We start from the raw sequence: 20551 nt of genomic DNA, 5'->3' as shown, positions 1-20551 counted from the left end.
TCGTGCCGGGTCAGTCGCGTACGTGCCGGCGGTCGTCGGGCTCGCGGCGGGTGAGGCCGGCCCGGTCGAGGTGGTCGAGCAGCGGCAGCACGACGCGCCGGCTGCTGCGCAGCGCGACCCTGGCCTCGCTGACGGTGAACGGCTGTGGCAGCGCGCGCAACGCCTCGACGGCCTGCGCGTCGGCGCCCGCGAGCAGCGCGACCGGCCCGTCGAGCACGAGCAGCCGCCCGGCCCGTGCGGCCGCCGCGAGCTCGCGCCGGCCGAGCCCGAGCTCAGCGAGCCGTCCCGCGGTGGGCGCGGCGAACGGCTCGGCGTCGAGCTCGGTGGCGAGCGCGGCGAGGGCGTCCTCCAGCGCGGCGGGGAGGCCGGGCGCCTCCTCCGGTACGACGCGGCCGTCGACGACGCGCAGCGGCGGCCGGACCAGCGCGGCCGCGACCTCGGGCGACGGCAGGCCCAGCCGCTCGGCCAGGGCGACGAGCGTGATGCCCCGGTCGAGCGGTGTCGCCCGGGCGGACTCGGCGACCGCCGCGGTCAGGTCGGCCGCCCGCCGGTCCGCCCAGCCGGGGTCGAGCAGGTGCCGCCCGGCCCGCAGCACGTCGGGCGTCACCGGGACGCCGATGCGGGCGAGCAGGTCGGCCTCGACGACGCCTCGACGGGCGAGCTCGCGCGTCGCGGACGGACGGCCGTCGTCGTCGACCAGGGCGGCGGCCCGGCGTCGCGCGTCGCCGCGCCGGCGGAGCGCCGGCGGTGCCGGGTCGAGCACGACCAACCCCCACAGCCGCCGGTCGCCCGGGTCGCGCAGCACCGCGCGGTCGCCGACGCGCAGCGGCAGCGGCTCGGTCAGGCGCAGCCGGACGAGGTCGTCGGCGAGCGGGCGGGCGTGCACGTCGAGCGAGGCGGCCCCGACGTGCAGCAGCGGTCGTTCCGGCGGCGGCTGGTCGGTGCCGGGCAGCGCGCGCAGCCGGACGTCGACGGTGTCGGTGCGCAGCCACGCCCCGGGCGTCACCAGCGGGGTGCCGCGGTGCAGTGCTTCTGCGCCGTCGCCGCTGACGTTGAGCGCGACCCGGGCGGTCCCGTGTGCCTCGTCCACCGGTCGCTCGAGGGTCTGCACACCGCGCACGCGCAGCGTCCCGCCGGCGTGCTCCAGCAGGTCTCCCCGCCGTACCGTGCCGGCGGGGAGGGTCCCGGTCACCACGGTCCCCGAACCCTTGACCGTGAACTGCCGGTCCACCCAGAGGCGGACGTCGGCGGACGCGTCCGGCGCGGGTACGGCGGCCAGCACGTCCGCCAGCGTGGCGCGCAGCGTGTCGATGCCCGCACCCGTCCGCGCGCTGACCGGCACGACCGGGGCGCCCGCGAGCGACGTGCGGGCGAGCTCGGTCCGGGCCCGGTCCCCCGCCGCGGCGGGGTCGGCGAGGTCCGAGCGGGTGACGGCGACGAGGCCGTGCCGGACGCCGAGCGCGTCGAGCGCGGCGAGGTGCTCGGCGGCCTGCGGCATCCACGGGTCGTCGGCGGCGACCACGAGCAGCGCGACGGGGACCGGCCCGACGCCGGCCAGCATCGTGGTGAGGAACCGCTCGTGCCCGGGCACGTCGACGAACGCGACGTCGCCCGCGCCGGGCAGGTCGGTCCACGCGTAGCCGAGCTCGATGGTCAGCCCGCGGCGGCGCTCCTCGGCCAGCCGGTCGGGGTCGGTGCCGGTGAGGGCCCGGACGAGCGTCGACTTGCCGTGGTCGACGTGGCCGGCGGTCGCGACGACGTGCACGTCAGTCCGTGCCCGTGTCCATCGCCGCCACGACGGCGGACGCGAGCCGCGGGTCGTCGGCGGGGTCGAGCGCCAGCAGGTCGAGCAGCAGCCGACCCTGGTGCACCCGGCCGACGACCGGGACCTCGCCGGTGCGCAGCGCGACGGCGTACCTCTCGGGCAGAGACACTGCCGCGCTCGGCAGGTCGACGCCGGGAGCGCCGCCGCCACCGACGGCGCCGACGGACGCGACGGCCTCGACCGGCGCGTCGGGGACGGCGGCCAGGACGTCGGCCGCGACCCGCTCGGCCCGGGCGAGCAGCGCGCCGCGGTCGGCGACGAGGGCCGCGGCGACCGGCGGGGTCGGGCCGGTGAGCGTGGCCTCCAGGGCGGCGAGGGTGAGCTTGTCGACGCGGAGGGCCCGGGCGAACGGGTGCCGCCGCAGCGCCTCGACGAGGTCCGCCTTGCCGAGCATCAGCCCGGCCTGCGGGCCGCCGAGCAGCTTGTCGCCCGAGGCGGTGACCAGGTCGGCGCCGTCGGCGAGCGCCGCCGCCGCGCTCGGCTCGTCGGGCAGCCGGGGGTGCGGGCGCAGCAGGCCGGAGCCGATGTCCGCCACGACCGGTACCGGCAGCGTGGCGAGCGCCGCGACCGGGACGTCGGCGGTGAACCCGCTGACGACGAAGTTGGACGGGTGCACCTTCAGCACGAACGCCGTCTCGTCGCCGACCGCGTCGGCGTAGTCGGAGAGCCGGACCCGGTTGGTCGTGCCCACCTCGCGGAGCCGCGCGCCGAGCGACACGAGCAGCTCCGGGATCCGGAAGCCGTCCCCGATCTCGACCAGCTCGCCGCGGCTGACCACCACCTCACGCCCCGGCGCCAGCGCACAGGTGACCAGCGCGAGCGCGGCCGCGCCGTTGTTGACGACGTGCACTCCCCCCGCCTCCGGCACCGCGGCCGCCAGCGCGGCGAGGGCCCCGCGCCCGCGCCGGTCGCGCTGCCCCGTCGCGAGGTCGAGCTCGACGTCGGTGGCGCCCGAGGCGAGCCTGACCGCCTCGACGGCCGCCGCCGACAGCGGGGCCCTTCCGAGGTTGGTGTGCACGACGACGCCGGTCGCGTTGAGCACCGGCCGCAGTGACGTGGCCGCTGCCGGGAGCGAACGCAGCGCCTCGTCCACGACGTCGGCCGGCGACACCTCGCCGGCGCGGCAGCGGTCGAGGACCGTGGCGACGTGGCGCTTGACCAGCGTGTCGCCGAGCCGCCCCGACGCCGCCCGCACCCGCGGGTCCGCGAGGACCGCGTCGGTGCGCGGGGTCGCGCGGCGCGGATCCTCCACGGCGGGCCCTCCAGTGGTCGGACGAGTGGCGGAGGCGGACGGGAATCGAACCCGCCTGGCCGGGATGCCCGGCCACAACGGTTTTGAGGACCGCGCCCGTCACCAGACGAGGTACGCCTCCGCGGCAACTCTAGGGGCCCGGCCCAGCCCGCCCCCGCCGAGTCGGCGCATCTTGCCCTCCCGAACCTGCCGAGTCGGCGCGTCTTGCCCTCACGAACCTGCCGAGTCGGCGCGTCTTGCCCCTCGTGGTCCGGGCTCGCCGGCCGCCGTACCGCGGCACTTCCCCAGGCGTGTGGACGCTTCCCCAGCGGCATGCGCCTTGTGGAGCGTCCGTTGGCCGTGGCAACCCGACCCTGGCCTGCTGCGCGTCGCCCGGCACGCACGGCGGCTGCGTTGTCGTCGCTCGCCGGGGCTGCCGCCCCGCCTTCGCTCCTCCGCCCTGCCGACGCACGCACCGGACACCGCTCGCGACGGCCCCGGCCGGGCCACCACGACCAAACCCCGCGTTGCTGGCGCACACCCCGCGTGACAGCTGGCGCGGGTGCGTAGGTTGGGGACGTGCGCCTCACCCAGTTCGCCGCCGGCGGCGGTTGCGCCTGCAAGGTCCCGCCCGGCGAGCTCGAGCGGGTGCTCGGCGGCCTGGACGCCGGCCGCGCCGGGGGTGACCTGCTCGTCGGGCTCGACCACGGCGACGACGCGGCCGCCGTACGCATCGACGGCGACCGGGCGGTCGTCGTCACCGCCGACTTCTTCACCCCCGTCGTCGACGACCCCTACGACTGGGGCCGGATCGCGGCGGCCAACGCGCTGTCCGACGTCTACGCGATGGGCGGCACCCCGCTCGTCGCGGTCAACCTGCTCGCGTGGCCGCGCGACGTGATCCCGTTCGACGTCGCGGCCGACGTGCTGCGCGGCGGCGCCGACGTGTGCAAGGAGGCCGAGACGCACCTGGCCGGCGGGCACAGCATCGACGACCGGGAGCCGAAGTACGGCCTGGCCGTCACCGGCCTCGCCGACCCCCAGCGGCTGCTGCGCAACGACGCCGGCCGCGCGGGCACGCCGCTGACGCTGACCAAGCCGCTCGGCCTCGGCGTGCTCAACAACAGACACAAGGCGACCGGCGACCGCTTCCCCGAGGCCGTCGAGGTGATGACCACGCTCAACCGGGACGCCGCGCGGGCCGCGCTCGACGCCGGCGCGACCTGCGCCACCGACGTGACCGGGTTCGGCCTGCTGGGGCACCTGCTCAAGCTGGCCCGCGCCAGCGGGGTCTCGGCGCGCATCGACTCCGCCGCGGTGCCGTACGTCGAGGGGGCGCGCGAGTCGCTCGCCGCGGGGTTCGTGCCGGGAGGCAGCCGGCGCAACCTCGACTGGGTGCGGCCGCAGCTGCGGTCGCGGGTCGACGAGGACGAGCTGGTCCTGCTCGCGGACGCGCAGACCTCCGGCGGCCTGCTGGTCGCCGGCGAGCTGCCGGGCCACCCGGTGGTCGGCGAGCTGCTGCCGGCGGGCGAGTCGATCCTGGAGGTCGTCTGAGGCGACCGGGCATGATGCAGGAGAGCGCTGGGTAGGCAACGGACGATGTTCGAGGGGAAGGACGGCGCATGGTGAGGACGCCGCTGGACTGGCCGGTGCTGCGCCAGCTCCGCGGCCCCGATGTGCTCGGGCGCGGCCCGGCCGCCCGGTCCCGGGACACCGAAGAGCTCACCCCGCGCACCAAGACCGCCGACCGCGTCGTCGGCAGCGTCTGCCCCTACTGCGCCGTCGGCTGCGCCCAGCGCGTGTTCGTCAAGGACGAGAAGGTCGTCCAGATCGAGGGCGACCCCGACAGCCCGGTGAACCGCGGCCGGCTCTGCCCCAAGGGCTCGGCCAGCAAGAACCTCGTCACCAGCCCGCTGCGGCAGCAGACCATCCGCTACCGGGCGCCGTACGCCACCGAGTGGCAGGAGCTCGACCTCGGCACCGCCATGGAGATGGTTGCCGACCGCGTCGTCAAGGCGCGCAACGACACCTGGCAGGACATCGACGAGAAGAACCGCCGCGTGCGTCGCACGCTCGGCATCGCCAGCCTCGGAGGAGCGACCCTCGACAACGAGGAGAACTACCTCATCAAGAAGCTGTTCACGGCGATGGGCGCGATCCAGATCGAGAACCAGGCCCGTATTTGACACTCCGCCACCGTCCCCGGTCTGGGGACGAGCTTCGGTCGTGGCGGCGCCACGACGTTCCTGCAGGACCTGGCCAACGCCGACTGCATCGTGATCCAGGGCTCCAACATGGCGGAGGCGCATCCCGTCGGGTTCCAGTGGGTGATGGAGGCCAAGGCGCGCGGCGCGAAGGTCATCCACGTCGACCCGCGGTTCACCCGCACGAGCGCGCTGGCCGACCAGTTCGTGCCGATCCGGGTCGGCACCGACATCGCGTTCCTCGGCGGCGTCATCAACCACGTCCTGCAGAACGAGCTCGACTTCCGTGAGTACGTCGTGGCCTACACCAACGCGGCGACGATCCTCAGCGAGGACTTCCAGGACACCGACGACCTCGACGGCCTGTTCTCCGGCTTCGACCCCGAGACCCGCACCTACGACCCGGCGAGCTGGCAGTACGCCGACGCCGGGCAGAAGCAGGAGGGCCAGGGGCGCCAGCAGCACGAGGAGCAGCGCGAGACGGCCAGCGCGCTCCAGCACGAGACGCACGGCCTCAACGTCGAGGGCGACCCGCCGCGCGACCCGACGCTGCAGCACCCCCGGTGCGTCTACCAGGTCCTGAAGCGGCACTACTCCCGCTACACCCCGGAGCTGGTCGAGCGGGTCTGCGGGGTGTCGCAGGAGGAGTTCCTCGAGGTCTGCCGGGCGTGGACCGAGGCCTCCGGACGCGAGCGCACGACCGCGCTCGTCTACTCGGTCGGCTGGACCCAGCACAGCGTCGGGGTGCAGTACATCCGCACCGGCGCGATCCTCCAGCTGCTCCTCGGCAACATGGGCCGGCCCGGAGGCGGGATCATGGCGCTGCGCGGGCACGCGAGCATCCAGGGCTCGACCGACATCCCGACGCTGTTCAACATCCTGCCCGGCTACCTGCCGATGCCCAACGCCAACCAGCACGAGTCGTTCCAGGACTGGATCGACAGCGTCCGGCACCCGGGGTCGAAGGGCTTCTGGGACAACGCCGGCGCCTACGCGGTCAACCTGCTCAAGGCCTACTGGGGCGACGCGGCGACGGCCGACAACGACTTCTGCTTCGACTACCTGCCCCGCATCACCGGCGACCACGGCACCTACCGCACGGTCATGGACATGATCGACGGCAAGGTGAAGGGCTACTTCCTGCTCGGCCAGAACCCCGCGGTCGGGTCCGCCCACGGACGGGCCCAGCGGCTCGGCATGGCCAACCTCGACTGGCTGGTCGTGCGCGACCTGTTCGAGATCGAGAGCGCGACGTTCTGGAAGAACAGCCCCGAGGTCGAGACCGGCGAGATCGTGCCCGAGGAGTGCCGCACCGAGGTGTTCCTCTTCCCGGCCGCCTCGCACGTCGAGAAGGAAGGCACCTTCACCCAGACGCAGCGGATGCTGCAGTGGCGCACCAAGGCGGTCGAGCCGCCGGGCGACGCCCGCTCGGAGCTGTGGTTCTTCTACCACCTGGGCCGGATGGTCCGCGAGCGTCTGGCGGACTCCACCGAGGAGCGCGACCGGCCGCTGCTCGACCTCGCCTGGGACTACCCGCTGCACGGCGAGCACGACGAGCCCTCCGCCGAGGCGGTGCTCAAGGAGATCAACGGCTACGAGGTCGCGACGGGCCGGCCGCTCTCGTCGTTCACCGAGATGAAGGACGACGGGTCGACGCTGGGCGGCTGCTGGATCTACACCGGCGTGTACGCCGACGGCGTCAACCAGGCCGCGCGCCGCAAGCCCGGCCGCGAGCAGTCGTACGTCGCGCCGGAGTGGGGCTGGGCGTGGCCGGCCAACCGCCGCAACCTCTACAACCGGGCCTCGGCCGATCCCGACGGCAACCCGTGGAGCGAGCGCAAGCGGCTGGTCTGGTGGGACCCCGACAAGGGCGAGAACGGCGAGTGGACCGGCGACGACGTCCCCGACTTCGAGCGCACCAAACCGCCGACGTACCGGCCTGACGAGGGCCAGGGCGGGATCGCCGCGATCGCGGGCAACGACCCGTTCATCATGCAGGGCGACGGGAAGGGCTCGCTGTTCGTGCCGCAGGGCCTGATCGACGGGCCGCTGCCGACGCACTACGAGCCGGTCGAGAGCCCGTTCCGCAACGTGCTCTACGGCCAGCAGGCCAACCCGACCCGCAAGGAGTACGACCGCGACGACAACCCGATGAACCCCAGCCCGCCGGAGCTGCACAGCGACGTCTACCCCTTCGTGTTCACCACCAGCCGGCTGACCGAGCACCACACGGCCGGCGGGATGAGCCGCTACCTGCAGTACCTCGCCGAGCTCCAGCCGGAGATGTTCGTCGAGGTCTCCCCCGCGCTGGCCGCCGAGCGTGGGCTCCAGCACGGCGGCTGGTGTCACGTGGTCACGTCCCGCGCCGCGATCGAGGGGCGGGTGCTCGTGACCGAGCGGCTCCGCCCGCTCCGCGTCGACGGCCGCACCGTCCACACGGTGTGGCTGCCGTACCACTGGGGCTCCGGCGGCTTCGTCACCGGCGACTCGGCCAACGACCTGCTCGGCATCGCCCTCGACCCCAACGTGCTGATCCAGGAGTCCAAGGTGGGCACCTGCGACGTCCTGCCCGGTCGCCGGCCGCGCGGCCGCGCGGTGCTCGACCTGGTGGCGTCGTACAAGGAGCGCTCGGGCGTCGACGTCGACCCCGGCACCCCGATCGTCACCGTCGGTCCCGACGCCGACGTGCACGACCACCGTGACCCCGTGATGCGCAAGGAGGACGGCGACCCGTGAAGCCCCTGATCGGCGAGCACAGCCTGTTCGGTCCCGTCGACCCGGCGGCGGAGGCCGGGTACGTCGACCCGCCCGCGCGCAAGGGGTTCTTCACCGACACCTCGGTGTGCATCGGCTGCAAGGCCTGCGAGGTGGCCTGCAAGGAGTGGAACGAGATCCCCGACGACGGGTTCTCCCTGACCGGCATGTCCTACGACAACACCGTCTCGCTGAGCGCCAACACCTGGCGGCACGTCGCGTTCGTCGAGCAACCCGCCGCACCCGCCGCGGCCACTGACGGCGCGGGCACGGTCGACCTCGGCATGCCCGGTCCCCCGCCGCCCACCTCGCCGGAAGGCGCGCAGGCGACCGAGGAGCTGCCCGACTTCCGCTGGCTCATGTCGTCCGACGTCTGCAAGCACTGCACCCACGCCGCGTGCCTCGACGTGTGCCCGACCGGCTCGCTGTTCCGCACCGAGTTCGGCACGGTCGTCGTCCAGCCCGACATCTGCAACGGCTGCGGCTACTGCGTACCCGCCTGCCCCTACGGCGTGATCGAGCGGCGCACCGGCCCCGAGGGCGCCAAGAACGTCGGCATCGCGCAGAAGTGCACGCTCTGCTACGACCGGATCGGCGACGGCCAACGGCCCGCCTGCGCGCAGGCCTGCCCCACCGAGTCGATCCAGTACGGCGACGTCGACGAGCTGCGCGAGCGGGCCAAGGCGCGCGTGGAGCAGCTGCACGAGGCCGGGGTCATGGACGCCCGCCTGTACGGCGCCGATCCCGACGACGGCGTCGGCGGCGCCGGTGCGTTCTTCCTGCTGCTCGACGAGCCCGAGGTCTACGGCCTCCCGCCCGACCCGGTCGTCACCACCCGCGATCTGCCCCACATGTTCCGCCGCGCTTCGGCAGCGGCGGCCGCACTGCTCGTCGGGGCCGCGGTCGCGTTCGCGGGGAGGCGCGGATGAGCGACGACCAGCTGCGGGCGGCGCAACGCGGCCAGCGCCTGCAGGACGCCGTCACGTCCCGACACCGCGGCAGCCCGGGCGGACGTCGCGACGGCTCCGTCGTCCCCGACGCGGAGTTCACCTCCTACTACGGCCGGCCCGTGGTGAAGCCGTCGCCGTGGGAGGCGGACATCCCCGCGTACCTGTTCTCCGGTGGCCTCGCGGCAGGCTCCTCCCTGCTCGCCGCCGGCGCCGACCTCACCGGCCGCCCCGCCCTGCGCCGGGCGAGCCGGTTCTCCGCGCTCGGCGCCCTCGGCTTCTCGATGGTCGCGCTGGTCCACGACCTCGGCCGGCCCGCGCGCTTCCTCAACATGCTGCGCACGGCCAAGCTCACCTCGCCCATGTCCGTCGGCACCTGGATCCTGTCGGGCTACGGCCCGTTCGCCGGCCTCGCCGCCGCCGCGGAGGTGGTCGACGCGCTGCCCGGCCCGCTCCGCCGCCGCTGGCCGCTGCGGCTGGTGTCGCGGCTGGGCCGCCCGGCCGGGCTCGTCGCCGCCGTGATGGCGCCGCCCGTGGCGTCGTACACCGCGGTGCTGCTGGCCGACACCGCCACGCCGTCGTGGCACGAGGCCTACCGCGAGCTGCCCTTCGTCTTCACGTCCTCGGCCGCCGCGGCCTCCGGCGGCATGGGCATGCTCGCCGCGCCGGTCGCCGAGACCGGTCCCGCCCGCCGCCTCGCCCTCGGCGGCGCCGTCGTGGAGCTGCTGGCCGAGCGGCGCATGGAGCGGTCGATGGGCATCACCGCCGAGCCGCTGCACCAGGGCAAGGCCGGCCGGCTGATGCGCGCGTCGCGGTGGCTGACCATCGGCGGCGCCGCGGGGTCGCTGCTCGCCGGCCGCAGCCGCACCGCCGCCGTCCTGTCCGGCGCCGCGCTGCTGGCCGGGTCGGCCTGCACGCGGTTCGGGGTCTTCGAAGCCGGGCAGGCGTCGGCCAAGGACCCGCGCTACACCGTCGTGCCGCAGCGCGAGCGGCTCGACCGCGGCGAGCCGGTCCGCTGGTCCTGACCGTCCCGGCGAGGTCAGGCGCGGGTGGCGACCGTCAGCAGCACGACCGAGTCCGCCACGGCGGAGAGGTCGTGACGCTGCGGCGGGATCACGACGTGGTCCCCCACCCCGGCCTCTCGCTGGTCGCCGTCGGCGTGCAGCACCACCCGTCCCTCGATCACCTGCAGGGTCGCCTCCCCCGGTGACTCGTGCTCGCCGAGGACCGTCCCGGCCGTCATCGCGATCAGCGTCTGCCGAAGGTCGTGCTCGCGACCGCCGTACACCGTGACGGCCGACCGTCCCGAGGCCGCCGCGCGAGCGGCGTCGAGCTGCTGGTGCGCGAGTGCCGTCAGCGAGGTGGTCTGCATGTCGCCCACCCTAGGTCGCGAGAGCGGGCGTACGGCGGGCGGCTCCTTCGACGTTCCGCTTGATCACGGCCAGCATGCGCGACGTCATCACCCACACGACCGGGGCGAGGACCCACTCGTAGAAGAAGCGCTCGAGCCACCGTGGCCGGAGCGTCTGGTAGCCGCTGCTGACGAGCCGCGTGCCACCGCCCGGCACCTCCTCGAGGCGGAAGCCCCAGAGCCCCTCCACGTAGACCGAGGGCCGAGGTCGTCCGGGGTCGAGGAGGTGGCCCTGCAGGTCGCTCAGCCCGTACAGCCCGAGGAACCGGTGCGGCTCGACCACCGCGACCTCGTAGGAGTCCAGCACGCCGGCGCCGGGCGCCCAGAACCTCAGCCGGTCGCCGACGGCGAGGTCCTGCCACTCGGCGTGCACCTCACGGGCGGACGGACGACCCGCGTTGTCGAGGTGGTCCCAGGAGTACCAGCCGGCGCGGTCCCAGCCGATCTGGAGCAACCACGGCCACACCTGGTCCGGCGGGGCGTCGATGGTGACGGCCATCGTCCCGGACCGTCGACCATCGGGCACCACCTCCGGGTGCGGGAACGGTCCGTGGAGCTCCGCGTCGGTGGCGCCCCACCGCAGCAGCCGCGGGCGCACCCACACCCCGTAGGCGGCGGTCGCCGCTCCGGCCAGGCCCACGAGCCTGCGTGCCGACGTCATGGCACGAGCGTCGGACGGTTCCTCGCGCGCGGACCAGGGTCCTTCGTCATCAGCCGGTTCAGAGGTCCGGCTCGTCCGGCGTCGCGAGCGACAGCACGGCGGCCCGCACGTAGCGCTCGTCGGTCAGCTCGGTCTCGAGGTCCCGCAGCATCTGGGCGATCTGCGTCTCGCGCGGCTCGCCGTCCAGGTCGATCCGCGCGGTGAGGAACATCTGCCGCGGACCGACGTACTCCAGCCGCAGGTAGGTCACCCGCGCGACCCCGGGCAGCCGCTTCACCCGATCCACCGCCAGGCGGCGCACCTCGGGGTCGCTCTGCTGCCCGGTGAGGTAGCGGCGGTTCTGGTTGATCAGCACCACCGCGACCACGCCGAGCAGGACGCCCACGACGATCGACCCGATCGCGTCGTACACGGGGTTCCCGGTCACTTGGTGCAGGAAGACGCCGATGGCCGCGACGACCAGACCGAGCAGCGCCGCGGAGTCCTCGGCGAACACCGCACGCAGCGTGGGGTCACTGGTCTCGAAGGCGTGCTCGAGCACGCGCCGGTCGAGCGGCCGGGCCTCGCGGCGGGTCTGCCGGTAGGCCTGGGCGAACGAGATGCCCTCGAACACGAACGCCAGCGCCAGCACGACGTACGCCCAGGTGTAGGACACCTCGTCGCTCTCCGCGGCGAAGAGCTTGGACACGCCCTCCCACACCGAGACCACCGCGCCCGCGGTGAACAGGCCGAAGGCCGCGACCAGCGCCCACACGTAGGCCTCGCGCCCGTACCCGAGCGGGTGCGCCTCGTCGGCAGGCTTGCGGCTGCGCCGGTCGGCGATGTACAGCAGGACCTGGTTGCCCGTGTCGGCCCAGGAGTGCGCGGACTCGGCCAGCATCGAGGCCGACCCGGTCGCGAGCGCCACCACGGTCTTGGCGACCGCGATGGCCAGGTTCGCGAAGAACGCGATGACGACGGTGGTCGTCGACTCGCCGCTGCCGCTCTCGGCGTCGTCGTCGCCGGGCGGACCGAGGGTCTCGCGCTCGTCCATCGAAGAGGGGGTGCCCGCCCGGTCCGCGGCCGAAACGTCCTCGTCAGGCGGGCCGGCCCTTGCCGCCGGCGGGCCCCGGGTCGACCCCGAGGCACACGAGCGTGTGGAGCACCGGCCTCCCCATCCACGACCTCCTCGGACATTCCGGGACCAAGACGGCACCGGTCCCTGCCGTCGCGGCCGGTACGCCTGAGCCGCCTCGCCGCCGCGCTCACGCACGGGCTGAAGGTGCTATTGCCCCCACGGGTCGGCGGTAGCAGCGTGGGCCGGGACGGCAGCGCCGTCGGGGCGCCGCCTCGAGCAGAGGAGTCGTCGTGCACGCACGTACCACCCACCTCCAGGCAGACCGCACCAAGATCGACGAGGGCATCGCGCTCGTCCGGGACGAGACCATCCCGGCCGTCACGGCGATGACCGGCTGCGTCGGGATGTCGTTGCTGGTGGACCGCGAGTCGGGTCAGTGCATCGCCACGACTGCCTGGGAGTCGCAGGACGCCATGGCAGCCTCCGCCGAGCAGGTCCGTCCCCTGCGCGACAAGGCCCAGCAGGTACTGGGGGCCAGCACCAGCGACGTCGACCAGTGGGAGGTCTCCGTCGTCCACCGTGACCACGCCACCCCTCAGGGAGCCTGCGCCCGCGTGACCTGGGTCAGCGGCGCACCCGGAGGATCCGAGCGCGTCGTCGACGTCTACAAGATGGCCATCCTGCCGCGGCTCGAGGAGCTCGAGGGCTTCTGCAGCGCGAGCCTGATGACCAACCCTGAGACGGGCCGCGCGGTCGGCACGGTCACCTTCGAGAGTCGCGAGCACATGGAGAGGAGCCGCGACAAGACCACATCGATCCGCGAGGCCGCCGTCAAGGAGATGGGCGCGAAGGTCGACCGGGTCGCCGAGATGGAGGTGGCGCAGGCGCACCTGCACGTGCCCGAGATGGCCTGAGGGGACCGCGCGGCGTCGCGGGTCACCGCTCCACGTGGACCTGCGAGATCCGGTCCTCCGGCGTGAACACGAGGTCGACCGACCACCAGCGGGCGCACGACGTACCGACGCTCGGGCGGAGGGCGACGAGCACCCGCGACGTCACGCGGCCCACGGGGTTGACGGTGCGGAGCTCACCGGATCCGAAGCACCGTACGTCGTCGAGGTACACCGAGAACGATCCCCCGCTCCTCGTCAGCGGCCGCAGCAGGTCGCGATGACCGGGGCGCCCGCCGGCGTCCGGACCCCGCCGCCACGCCTCCCGGTCGGACGCCTCCCGGCTGGTCAGCGTCCACGTCCGCCGAGGGGTGGAGACCGTCACCCAGTCGGCCCACAGGCCCGAAACGTCCTCGGCGTCCCCGGTGGACGCGAAGTCGTAGAAGGCACCGGCCGTGCCGCTCGCCGCCCCCGCGTCGAGCAGCGCGCCGGTGCCGCTCCCCCCGCCGTCCGCCTCCGGGGCCGACGCCGACGGCCGGACGTCGCCGGAGGCACCGGGCGAGGGCTGGGTGACGTCGTCGACGGATCCGGACGGGTCGTCGCCGTGGGAGCCGACGTACGCCCACACGGCCAGGGCCGCGGCCCCCACGACGAGGGCCGCCGTGCGGAGCGGGTGTCGCGACCCGTCGCCGCCGGCCTCGAGCACGTCGCCGCCGCTGCTGTCGAGCGCGTCCTCGTCGTGCCGCACCACGCCACCTCACTCCGGACCGGCGCGGACGACGTGGGACGCCGGCCGTGCGCCGGTGAGGCCATCATGACGCACGGCAGTGCCTGCTCACCCCGCAGCCGGCCGCCGCGTGAACGTCAGGTGGGTGACGCCGCTGGGTGCGGAGACAGCCTCGACGTCGTAGCCGTCCTCGAGGCCCTCCAACCCGTCCCACACGCGGACGCCACGGCCGAGCACGATCGGGACCTGCACGAGGTGCATGTGGTCGACCAGGCCGGCCGCGAGGAAGTCGCGCACCATGGTGGCGCCGCCACCGATCCGCACGTCCTGGCCACCGGCGGCCTCGCGGGCGGTCTCGAGCGCGTCGGCCGGGGTGGCGTCGAGGAAGTGGAAGGTGGTGCCGCCCTCCATCTCCATCGGGGGCCTCGGGCGGTGCGTCAGCACGAAGGTCGGTGTGTGGAACGGCGGGTTCGGGCCCCACCAGCCCCGCCAGTCCGGGTCGTCCTGCCAGCCGGGCGGGCCGAACTTGTTGGCGCCCATGATCTCGGCGCCGAACCCGTGACCGTGGCGCTCGGCGAAGGCGTTGTCGACACCCTCGCTGCCGCCGGCGCCCCAGTACCGGGTGGCGAACATCCACTCGTGCAGCCGCTCGCCCGCGTGGCCGAACGGCGCCTCGGCGGACTGCGGCTCACCCGTGGCGAAGCCGTCGAGGGAGATGGACAGGTTGTGGATCCGTGCGAGAGACATCCGGCGCTCCTCGTTCGTCGTTCCTCACGTTGCTGGTCAGGGGTTCGTGACCCGGAGCGTGGCCAGCTCGGGGTCGGCGGCGTAGGCGATCCGCACGCCCGCGCTGCGAGCCTGCTCGAGCGCGGCGACGGTGTCGGTGGTGATCGTCTCGCCCGGGGCGAGCACCGGGATCCCGGGCGGGTACGGCGCGACGAGCTCGGCGCTCGTCCTCCCGACCGCGCTCGCGATCGGGACGCTCTCGGAGGCGGCGAAGAACGCCTCCCTCGGTGGTACGGCGGTGACCGGATCGACCCGGTACGCGGCGGGGCCCACGACGGGTCGCGACGCCCCCCGGTGCCGTTCGACGGAGGTCGCGAGGGCGGCGGCCAGGGCGTCGAGAGTGGCCGCCGTGTCGGCGAGGGAGACGACACCGACGATGACGTCGCGGTCCGCGGACTCCACGGGGAGTCCGGCCGCGAGCAGGTCGCGCTCCACCGCATTCCCGTCGGCACCCGTCGCGGACAGCACGAGCGTCAGCTTGAGCGGGTCGACCCCGGGGCCGTCGAGGACGACGAGTCCGTCGACGCGGGCGAGCCGGTCCCTGGCCGCACGGACGGCCGCGATGGCGTCCCCGAGGAGGTCGCGCCCGTCCCGCTCGAGCAGCGCGCGGGCGGCGTCCGTGCTGGCGAGGATGGCGCCGGCCGGGCTGGTCGTCGCGGTGGCCTCGACGCCGGCGTCGAGGCGGGCGGCGTCGACGCGCCCGGTGCGGGCGAGGACGAGCGCGGCCTGGCTCCAGGCGGGCAGGGACTTGTGGGCGCTGGTGACCACGACGTCCGCGCCGAGCTGCAGCGGGTGGCGCGGCAGGTCCGGGTGGAAGCCGAAGTGTGCGGCCCAGGCCGCGTCGACGACCAGCGGCACGTCGTGCTCGTGGGCGGCGTCCGCGAGCCCGCCGACGTCGCCGACCGTGCCGACGTACGACGGGTCGCCGACGAACACCGCGCGGACGTCCGGGTTCTCCGCCAGGGCCCGTCGCACCGTGTCGGGGGCGACGCCCAGCGGCAGCCCGGTCGCGCGGTCGACCTCGGGGCGGACCCAGACCGGGGTGAGCCCGGCCAGCACCAGTCCGAGGAGCAGCGAGCGGTGCAGCGTGCGGCTGACGACGACCCGGTCACCGTCGCCCGCCACGGCCAGCGCGACCGCCTGGTTGGCCTGGGTGGCGCCACCGGTCGAGAAGCGGCAGAGGTCGGCGCCCCACAGCCGCGCGGCGCGTGACTCGGCCTCGGCGAGGACGCCGGCAGAGAGCTTCATCGTGTCCAGCCCGGCGTAGAGCGGCACGTCCCCGGCGACGACGTCGCCCACGAGGTCGTGGCGCTGCTTGTGGCCGGGGATGGTGAACGGCGTCGGCGGGCTCTCCTGGAACCGCAGCCAGGCGTCGAGCAGCGGGGCGTCGCCACGGAGTCCGCGCGGGTCAGTGGCCACCGGGGGCTCCCTCGGAGAGGACGGTCACCAGGGCCGACGCGAAGGCCCGGACCTGGTTCAGGTCGACCCACTCGTCGACGGCGTGCAGACCACCTCCTGAGGGTCCGCACACCAGCGTCGGGCAGACCTCCTGCCACAGCGGCGCCTCCATCCAGTACGGCGCGTCGAAGGTGGCCCCGGTCCCCAGCACCTCGCCGAGTCGGGCGGCGAGCTCGGCGGCCGGGCCCGACGCGTCGAGCCGCCAGCCGTCCCGGTGGGCGACGAGCTCGGTGGCGGCTTCCCAGGCCGGGTCCAGCAGGGCGCGGACCTCGTCGACGGCGCGGGCGCTGTCCTGGCCGGGCGTCGTGCGGAGCTCGACCAGGCACTCGGCCTGGTCGGGCACGACGAACGCCGACTCGCCGCCGCGCACCACCGTGACCGTCAGGTCCCCGCCGACCGACCGGACCTGGACCGCCCGCTCGTCGACCGCGGCCAGCAGGTGACCGAGCCGGGTCACCGCGTTGACGCCGAGCTCGGGCTGCGAGCTGTGTGCGGCCTTCCCCGGGATGTCGACCCGCACCACCGCGAACCCTCGCAGCGTCCGGCACAGGGCGACGTCGGTCGGCTCGGCGACCAGGCACACGTCCGGCCGCACGCCCAGGCGCGGCAGGGCGGCGATCACCACCTCGCTGCCGACGTTGGCGTCCTCCTCGTCGGCGACCAGCGCGAGCACCGGCCGCACGGGCGCACCCTGCGCGACCAGGGCCTCGGCCGCCGCGACGACGGCTGCCACGCCGCCCTTCATGTCCGCGGCGCCGCGCCCGTGGAGACGGTCGCCGTCGACGCGGGGCTCGAACGGCGCGGCCATCCCGCGGACGCCGACGGTGTCCAGGTGCCCGTTGAGCACGACGGTCGGCCACTCGGGTCGTCCGGGCGGTACGGCGACGAGGCTCGGGCGCTCGCCCGAGGCGCCGGCCGGCACCACGGTCGTGTCGAACCCCGCGCGCTGCAGCCGCGCGTCCAGGTGCTCGACGATCCGGGGCTCTCCGGCTGCGCCCGCGACCAGCCCCGGGTTCACCGAGTCGATCCCGACAAGCTCGGACAGCAGCGTGACGGCCTGCTCCTCCACGTCCGGCATGAGCGCGAGCCTAGAACGACCACCTGGTGCCACCGGACCTGGCCAGGACGTCGACGAGCACGAGGGACGGGTGGCTAGGTTGCTGCCATGGAGGTCGCGGTCCACCACGTCGAGCACGGAGCGGGCCGGCCGGTGCTGGTCCTGCACGGAGCCGGCGTCGACCACCGCGAGACCGAGGCCTGCTTCGAGCCGTGCTTCGGCAGCGACTCGGGCTTCCGGCGGATCTACCCGGACCTCCCGGGCATGGGTAGAACACCGGCCTCCGACCGGCTGGCGAGCGCGGAGGACGTCCTCGGGGTGCTGCTCGACTTCGCCGCGGCCGTCACGGACGGGACGCCGTACCTCCTCGTCGGGCACTCGGCAGGCGGATACTTCGCGCGGGCGATGGCGGCGCGGGCACCGTCGCAGGTCGCGGGGCTCGCGCTGGTCTGCCCGCTGCTGCCCGGCGTCCGCGACGTCCCGGAGCACCGCGTCGTCGAGGGGTCGGGCGACCTCGGCGACGAGGACTTCCGCGGCTACTTCGTGGTGCAGACCCCGGAGATGCTCGAGCGGTACGAACGCCACGTCGCGCCGGCGGCCGCGCTCGTCGACCACGCGGCGCTCGAGCGCATCGGCGAGCGGTGGGACCTCCCGGCCGCGGAGGGTGCGCCGTACGACGGCCCGACCCTGCTGGTGGCGGGACGGCTCGACTCGACCGTCGGGTACGCCGCGGCCGCCGATCTGCTGGGCCACTACCCGCACGCCTCGCTCGCGGTCGTCGACGACGCCGGGCACGCGCTGCCGCACGAGCGGCCGGAGCTCCTGCGCGCGCTCGTCACCGACTGGCTCGTGCGCGTCGGGCGCGTCGGCTGACCGGCCCGTCACGGGCGGGAGGTGCAGACTGGACACCCCACCGACCGAGGGGGATGCCATGCCTGAGCTCGTCGTCGACTTCATCACCTCGCTGGACGGCTACGCCTCCGCCGAGGGCTGGCCGGGCTGGTGGGGCCTGGAGGGCCCGGAGTACCTCGCCTGGCTGGGCGAGAATCCCGAAGGCGACTACCTGGTCCTGATGGGCGCCACGACCTACCGGCTCATGCACGGCTTCACGAAGGTCGGCGAGCCGGGGACGGACGTCCTGGGCGGCATGTCCAAGGTCGTCTTCTCCAGCACGCTGACCGAGCCTCTGGAGTGGGACAACTCCACCCTGGTCGCCGGCGACGCCGTCGAGGCCGTGCGGCGGATGAAGGAGACCGGCGACCGGTCCATGCGCACCCTCGGCAGCCTGTCGCTGTGCCGGTCGCTGCTGGCCGCCGGCCTCGTCGACCGGTTCCGCGTGGTGATGTTCCCGGTGATCACCGGGGCGACGGGTGCCGAGCGGATCTACGACGGGTATCCCGACGTCGCCCTCGACATGACGGACAGCCGCACGTTCGATGGCCGGATCCAGCTGGTCGAGTACGCGCCGCGGGTGCTGGACGGCCCGCCGGGCACCTCTTAAGGAGCGTTCCCCCTCGTCACCAGGTGAGCTCGACCTCCAGCTCGTTGTCGTCGCCGAGCTCGACCTCGACCTTCAGCGCGACCTCGTCGGGCACGCGCACCGTGATCCGCCGCCCGTCGCGCTCGAACTCGACCGCGTTGTTCCGGGCCAGGGCGTCCGCCAGCGCGTGCAGTCGCGCGGCCGCCTCCTCGCGGCTCAGCCGCTGGACGTCGCCGATCTCGAACAGGTCCATCCCGCCTCCTCCGATCTCGTGGTCCCGAGGCCTTGTCGGCACGGTAGTCACGCACCCCGGCAACCGTCATCACCTGCGTCGTGGGAGCCACGTGACCTTGGGCTCTGGGCGCCGCCGCCATCGGTGGTCTTTCGTGGTGGCATGAGCAGCACCAGCCGCAGGGCGCCGCTCGCCTCCCCGACGGCGCAGGCACGCGTCGACCGCGCGAGCTCGGCTGATCGTGCGTTCCTGGCGATGGACCGGGGCCTCGTCCCACAGCAGTTCGGGGTCGTCCTCGGCCTGGAGGGGCACCTGGACCTGTCGGCTGTCACCGAGCTCGTGGCTGAACGGGTCCGGGCCGTCCCTCGTCTGCGGCAGCGGCTGGTGCGCGTGCCGTTCGGTCTGGGCGGCCCGCTCTGGCTCGACGACGCCGGCTTCGACGTACGGCGACACGTGCGTGAGGTGAGCTGCCCTCCTCCCGGGGACGAGCCGGCACTGATGGACGTCGCCCTGTCGGCCGTGACGACCCGGCTGCCACCGGATGCGCCGCTCTGGTCGATCGTCCTGGTGGGCGACGTGGCGGGGGGACGGAGCGCGCTCGTGGTCGTGCTCCACCACGTGCTCGCGGACGGGATCGGTGGGCTCGGGGTGCTGGCGGCCCTCGTGGACCCGGGCCGGGAGAGCTTCCCGGCAGAGTTCCCGCGTCCCCGGCCGACGGTGACGACCCTGCTCGAGGACTCCGTCGCGACGAAGCTGCAGGCTCTCGTCGGGCTGCCCGCGTCGTGGCGGCTGCTGCGCAGCTCCATGACGGCCGGCGGCGGCCTCCGGCCACCCCCCGCCGCCGCCTGCTCGCTGGTGCAACGGATCGGCCCTCGCCGGCAGGTGCTCGTGGTCCGCTGGGACGTCGACAGCCTGCGCGCGGCGGCGCACGCCCACAGCGCCACCGTGAACGACGCGCTGCTGGTGGCCGTGGCAGGGGCCTTGGAGCAGGTGCTCCGGCACCGCGGTGAGCACGCGGACCGGCTGAGCATCGCGGTCCCGGTGTCCGGCCGCCCCGCCGACGCGGACCGGAGTGTGGGCAACCTGGTCAGCCCCCTGCTGGTCGCCGTACCGACGACGGGACCGCAGCGCCGGCGACTCGCGGAGGTCGCCGCCGCCGTCAAGGCGCTCAAGCCCCTCGCGCTCGCGCCGGCGCCCATTGCCGTGCTCGGGTGGCTGTTCCGGCCGCTCGCCGCGCTCGGCGGCTACGCCTGGTACCTGAACCACCAGCGCCGCTTCCACACCTTGGTCAGCCACGTGCGCGGCCCGGCCGCGCCGCTGTCCTTCGGCGGCAGCAGGATCGACTCGGCCGTGCCCCTCGGCGTCGCCGACGGCGGCAACACCACGGTCTACGTCGATGCCCTGTCGTACGACGGGACCCTGACCCTCGCCGCGGTCGTCGACCCGGACCACTTCCCGGATGCCGACGTGCTGACCCGCGCGCTGGAGGACGAGCTGCGCGCGGTGTGCTCGCCCTCGTGATCAGGCGGTCGCGTACCGCTGTCGACCGGTCACCCCACCGCCGGCCCAGTGCGCGAGGTCGAAGATGAAGCCGAGGACGACGAACATCCAGCCCCAGGCGTTGACCCCCACGACCGGGCTGTAGGCCAGGACGTAGAACAGCGTCGCGTAGGGGAAGAAGATCAGGCCCAGCAGCGGGATGAGGAAACCGCTGTACGCACGGTCGACCAAGTCCGAGAAGATCCACAGGATCACGAGGACGAGCCGGGGCGCGAACCCGGCGAGCAGGGCGAGCAGACATCCCATCCGAGGATCCTTCCCTTGGACGACG

General features: G+C 74.3%; 19 protein-coding genes, 1 tRNA gene and 1 pseudogene. 9 read left to right on the top strand and 12 right to left on the bottom strand.

Going from position 1 to position 20551, the window contains the following annotated elements; genetic code table 11:
• Nucleotides 1–10: 10 nt before the first annotated feature.
• The 3 genes from selB to ETU37_RS18790 all read right to left on the bottom strand — a co-directional run bounded on the left by selB (nucleotide 11) and on the right by ETU37_RS18790 (nucleotide 3198).
• Nucleotides 11–1765 carry a selenocysteine-specific translation elongation factor gene (gene selB, locus ETU37_RS18800; RefSeq protein WP_129988887.1) on the bottom strand — a complete coding sequence of 585 codons (1755 nt, stop codon included), beginning with the start codon at nucleotides 1763–1765 and terminating at the stop codon, nucleotides 11–13.
• A gap of 1 nt (nucleotide 1766) precedes the next feature.
• Entirely contained in the window at nucleotides 1767–3077 is a 1311-nt protein-coding gene (gene selA / locus ETU37_RS18795; protein ID WP_129988886.1) for an L-seryl-tRNA(Sec) selenium transferase, read from the bottom strand.
• Nucleotides 3078–3103: 26 nt separating this feature from the next.
• Nucleotides 3104–3198, bottom strand: a tRNA-Sec gene (locus tag ETU37_RS18790).
• Between the two features lie 437 nt (nucleotides 3199–3635).
• On the opposite strand from ETU37_RS18790, the gene selD reads away from it, so the two are divergent.
• The 5 genes and pseudogenes from selD to nrfD all read left to right on the top strand — a co-directional run bounded on the left by selD (nucleotide 3636) and on the right by nrfD (nucleotide 9986).
• Nucleotides 3636–4610, top strand: a complete 975-nt coding sequence (gene selD, locus ETU37_RS18785) for a selenide, water dikinase SelD (RefSeq protein ID WP_129988885.1) — start codon at nucleotides 3636–3638, stop codon at nucleotides 4608–4610.
• Between the two features lie 68 nt (nucleotides 4611–4678).
• Nucleotides 4679–5242 carry a dehydrogenase gene (locus tag ETU37_RS24040; protein WP_129988884.1) on the top strand — a complete coding sequence of 188 codons (564 nt, stop codon included), beginning with the start codon at nucleotides 4679–4681 and terminating at the stop codon, nucleotides 5240–5242.
• A 12-nt stretch (nucleotides 5243–5254) separates the two neighbouring features.
• Nucleotides 5255–7996, top strand: a pseudogene (gene fdh / locus ETU37_RS18775) (formate dehydrogenase); the annotation flags it as partial.
• Nucleotides 7993–8943, top strand: coding sequence for a 4Fe-4S dicluster domain-containing protein (locus ETU37_RS18770; RefSeq protein ID WP_240755835.1), 951 nt, complete (start codon nucleotides 7993–7995; stop codon nucleotides 8941–8943). The pseudogene fdh and the gene ETU37_RS18770, both read left to right, overlap by 4 nt.
• Nucleotides 8940–9986: an NrfD/PsrC family molybdoenzyme membrane anchor subunit gene (gene nrfD / locus ETU37_RS18765; RefSeq protein ID WP_129988882.1), complete on the top strand. Its 1047-nt coding sequence runs from the start codon at nucleotides 8940–8942 to the stop codon at nucleotides 9984–9986. Before ETU37_RS18770 ends, nrfD begins: the two co-directional genes overlap by 4 nt.
• 14 nt (nucleotides 9987–10000) lie before the next feature.
• On the opposite strand, the gene ETU37_RS18760 is transcribed toward nrfD, so the two are convergent.
• From ETU37_RS18760 to ETU37_RS18750, 3 genes are read right to left on the bottom strand one after another with little or no spacing between them, the layout of a single operon-like run.
• Nucleotides 10001–10333, bottom strand: a complete 333-nt coding sequence (locus ETU37_RS18760; protein WP_129988881.1) for a cupin domain-containing protein — start codon at nucleotides 10331–10333, stop codon at nucleotides 10001–10003.
• Between the two features lie 10 nt (nucleotides 10334–10343).
• Nucleotides 10344–11033 carry an SRPBCC family protein gene (locus ETU37_RS18755; RefSeq protein ID WP_129988880.1) on the bottom strand — a complete coding sequence of 230 codons (690 nt, stop codon included), beginning with the start codon at nucleotides 11031–11033 and terminating at the stop codon, nucleotides 10344–10346.
• Between the two features lie 58 nt (nucleotides 11034–11091).
• Nucleotides 11092–12066 (bottom strand): cation diffusion facilitator family transporter, encoded by a 975-nt coding sequence (locus ETU37_RS18750; protein ID WP_129988879.1) that lies wholly within the window; start codon nucleotides 12064–12066, stop codon nucleotides 11092–11094.
• A 314-nt stretch (nucleotides 12067–12380) separates the two neighbouring features.
• On the opposite strand from ETU37_RS18750, the gene ETU37_RS18745 reads away from it, so the two are divergent.
• Nucleotides 12381–13004, top strand: coding sequence for a hypothetical protein (locus tag ETU37_RS18745; RefSeq protein ID WP_129988878.1), 624 nt, complete (start codon nucleotides 12381–12383; stop codon nucleotides 13002–13004).
• Nucleotides 13005–13026: 22 nt separating this feature from the next.
• Here the strand turns inward: ETU37_RS18745 and ETU37_RS18740 are convergent, their stop codons facing one another.
• The 4 genes from ETU37_RS18740 to ETU37_RS18725 all read right to left on the bottom strand — a co-directional run bounded on the left by ETU37_RS18740 (nucleotide 13027) and on the right by ETU37_RS18725 (nucleotide 17029).
• Complete coding sequence (locus tag ETU37_RS18740) at nucleotides 13027–13728, bottom strand: hypothetical protein (protein ID WP_129988877.1); 702 nt, start codon at nucleotides 13726–13728, stop codon at nucleotides 13027–13029.
• An 87-nt stretch (nucleotides 13729–13815) separates the two neighbouring features.
• Nucleotides 13816–14454: a dihydrofolate reductase family protein gene (locus ETU37_RS18735; RefSeq protein WP_129988876.1), complete on the bottom strand. Its 639-nt coding sequence runs from the start codon at nucleotides 14452–14454 to the stop codon at nucleotides 13816–13818.
• A gap of 36 nt (nucleotides 14455–14490) precedes the next feature.
• Entirely contained in the window at nucleotides 14491–15912 is a 1422-nt protein-coding gene (locus tag ETU37_RS18730; protein WP_129988875.1) for an aminotransferase class I/II-fold pyridoxal phosphate-dependent enzyme, read from the bottom strand.
• A complete protein-coding gene (locus tag ETU37_RS18725) occupies nucleotides 15902–17029 on the bottom strand; it encodes a M20 family metallopeptidase (RefSeq protein ID WP_129988874.1) in 1128 nt (375 codons plus the stop codon). Before ETU37_RS18725 ends, ETU37_RS18730 begins: the two co-directional genes overlap by 11 nt.
• Nucleotides 17030–17116: 87 nt before the next feature.
• Here ETU37_RS18725 and ETU37_RS18720 point away from each other — a divergent pair, with 87 nt between their 5' ends.
• Nucleotides 17117–17881, top strand: a complete 765-nt coding sequence (locus ETU37_RS18720) for an alpha/beta fold hydrolase (protein WP_129988873.1) — start codon at nucleotides 17117–17119, stop codon at nucleotides 17879–17881.
• Nucleotides 17882–17939: 58 nt separating this feature from the next.
• Nucleotides 17940–18509 carry a dihydrofolate reductase family protein gene (locus ETU37_RS18715; RefSeq protein WP_129988872.1) on the top strand — a complete coding sequence of 190 codons (570 nt, stop codon included), beginning with the start codon at nucleotides 17940–17942 and terminating at the stop codon, nucleotides 18507–18509.
• A gap of 16 nt (nucleotides 18510–18525) precedes the next feature.
• Here the strand turns inward: ETU37_RS18715 and ETU37_RS18710 are convergent, their stop codons facing one another.
• Nucleotides 18526–18741: an amphi-Trp domain-containing protein gene (locus ETU37_RS18710; protein WP_129988871.1), complete on the bottom strand. Its 216-nt coding sequence runs from the start codon at nucleotides 18739–18741 to the stop codon at nucleotides 18526–18528.
• A gap of 141 nt (nucleotides 18742–18882) precedes the next feature.
• On the opposite strand from ETU37_RS18710, the gene ETU37_RS18705 reads away from it, so the two are divergent.
• Nucleotides 18883–20241 carry a wax ester/triacylglycerol synthase domain-containing protein gene (locus ETU37_RS18705; protein ID WP_129988870.1) on the top strand — a complete coding sequence of 453 codons (1359 nt, stop codon included), beginning with the start codon at nucleotides 18883–18885 and terminating at the stop codon, nucleotides 20239–20241.
• Here ETU37_RS18705 and ETU37_RS18700 read toward each other — a convergent pair whose 3' ends face one another.
• The gene (locus ETU37_RS18700) at nucleotides 20242–20526 is read right to left on the bottom strand and encodes a hypothetical protein (protein ID WP_129988869.1); all 285 of its coding nucleotides are present in this window, start codon (nucleotides 20524–20526) and stop codon (nucleotides 20242–20244) included.
• Between the last annotated feature and the right edge of the window lie 25 nt (nucleotides 20527–20551).

The sequence above is a fragment of the Nocardioides iriomotensis genome, from assembly GCF_004168035.1.
GTDB lineage: Bacteria > Actinomycetota > Actinomycetes > Propionibacteriales > Nocardioidaceae > Nocardioides_B > Nocardioides_B iriomotensis.
The sequence above is the reverse complement of the archived record's forward strand: the minus strand, read 5'-3'. Positions and strand labels throughout refer to the sequence as shown.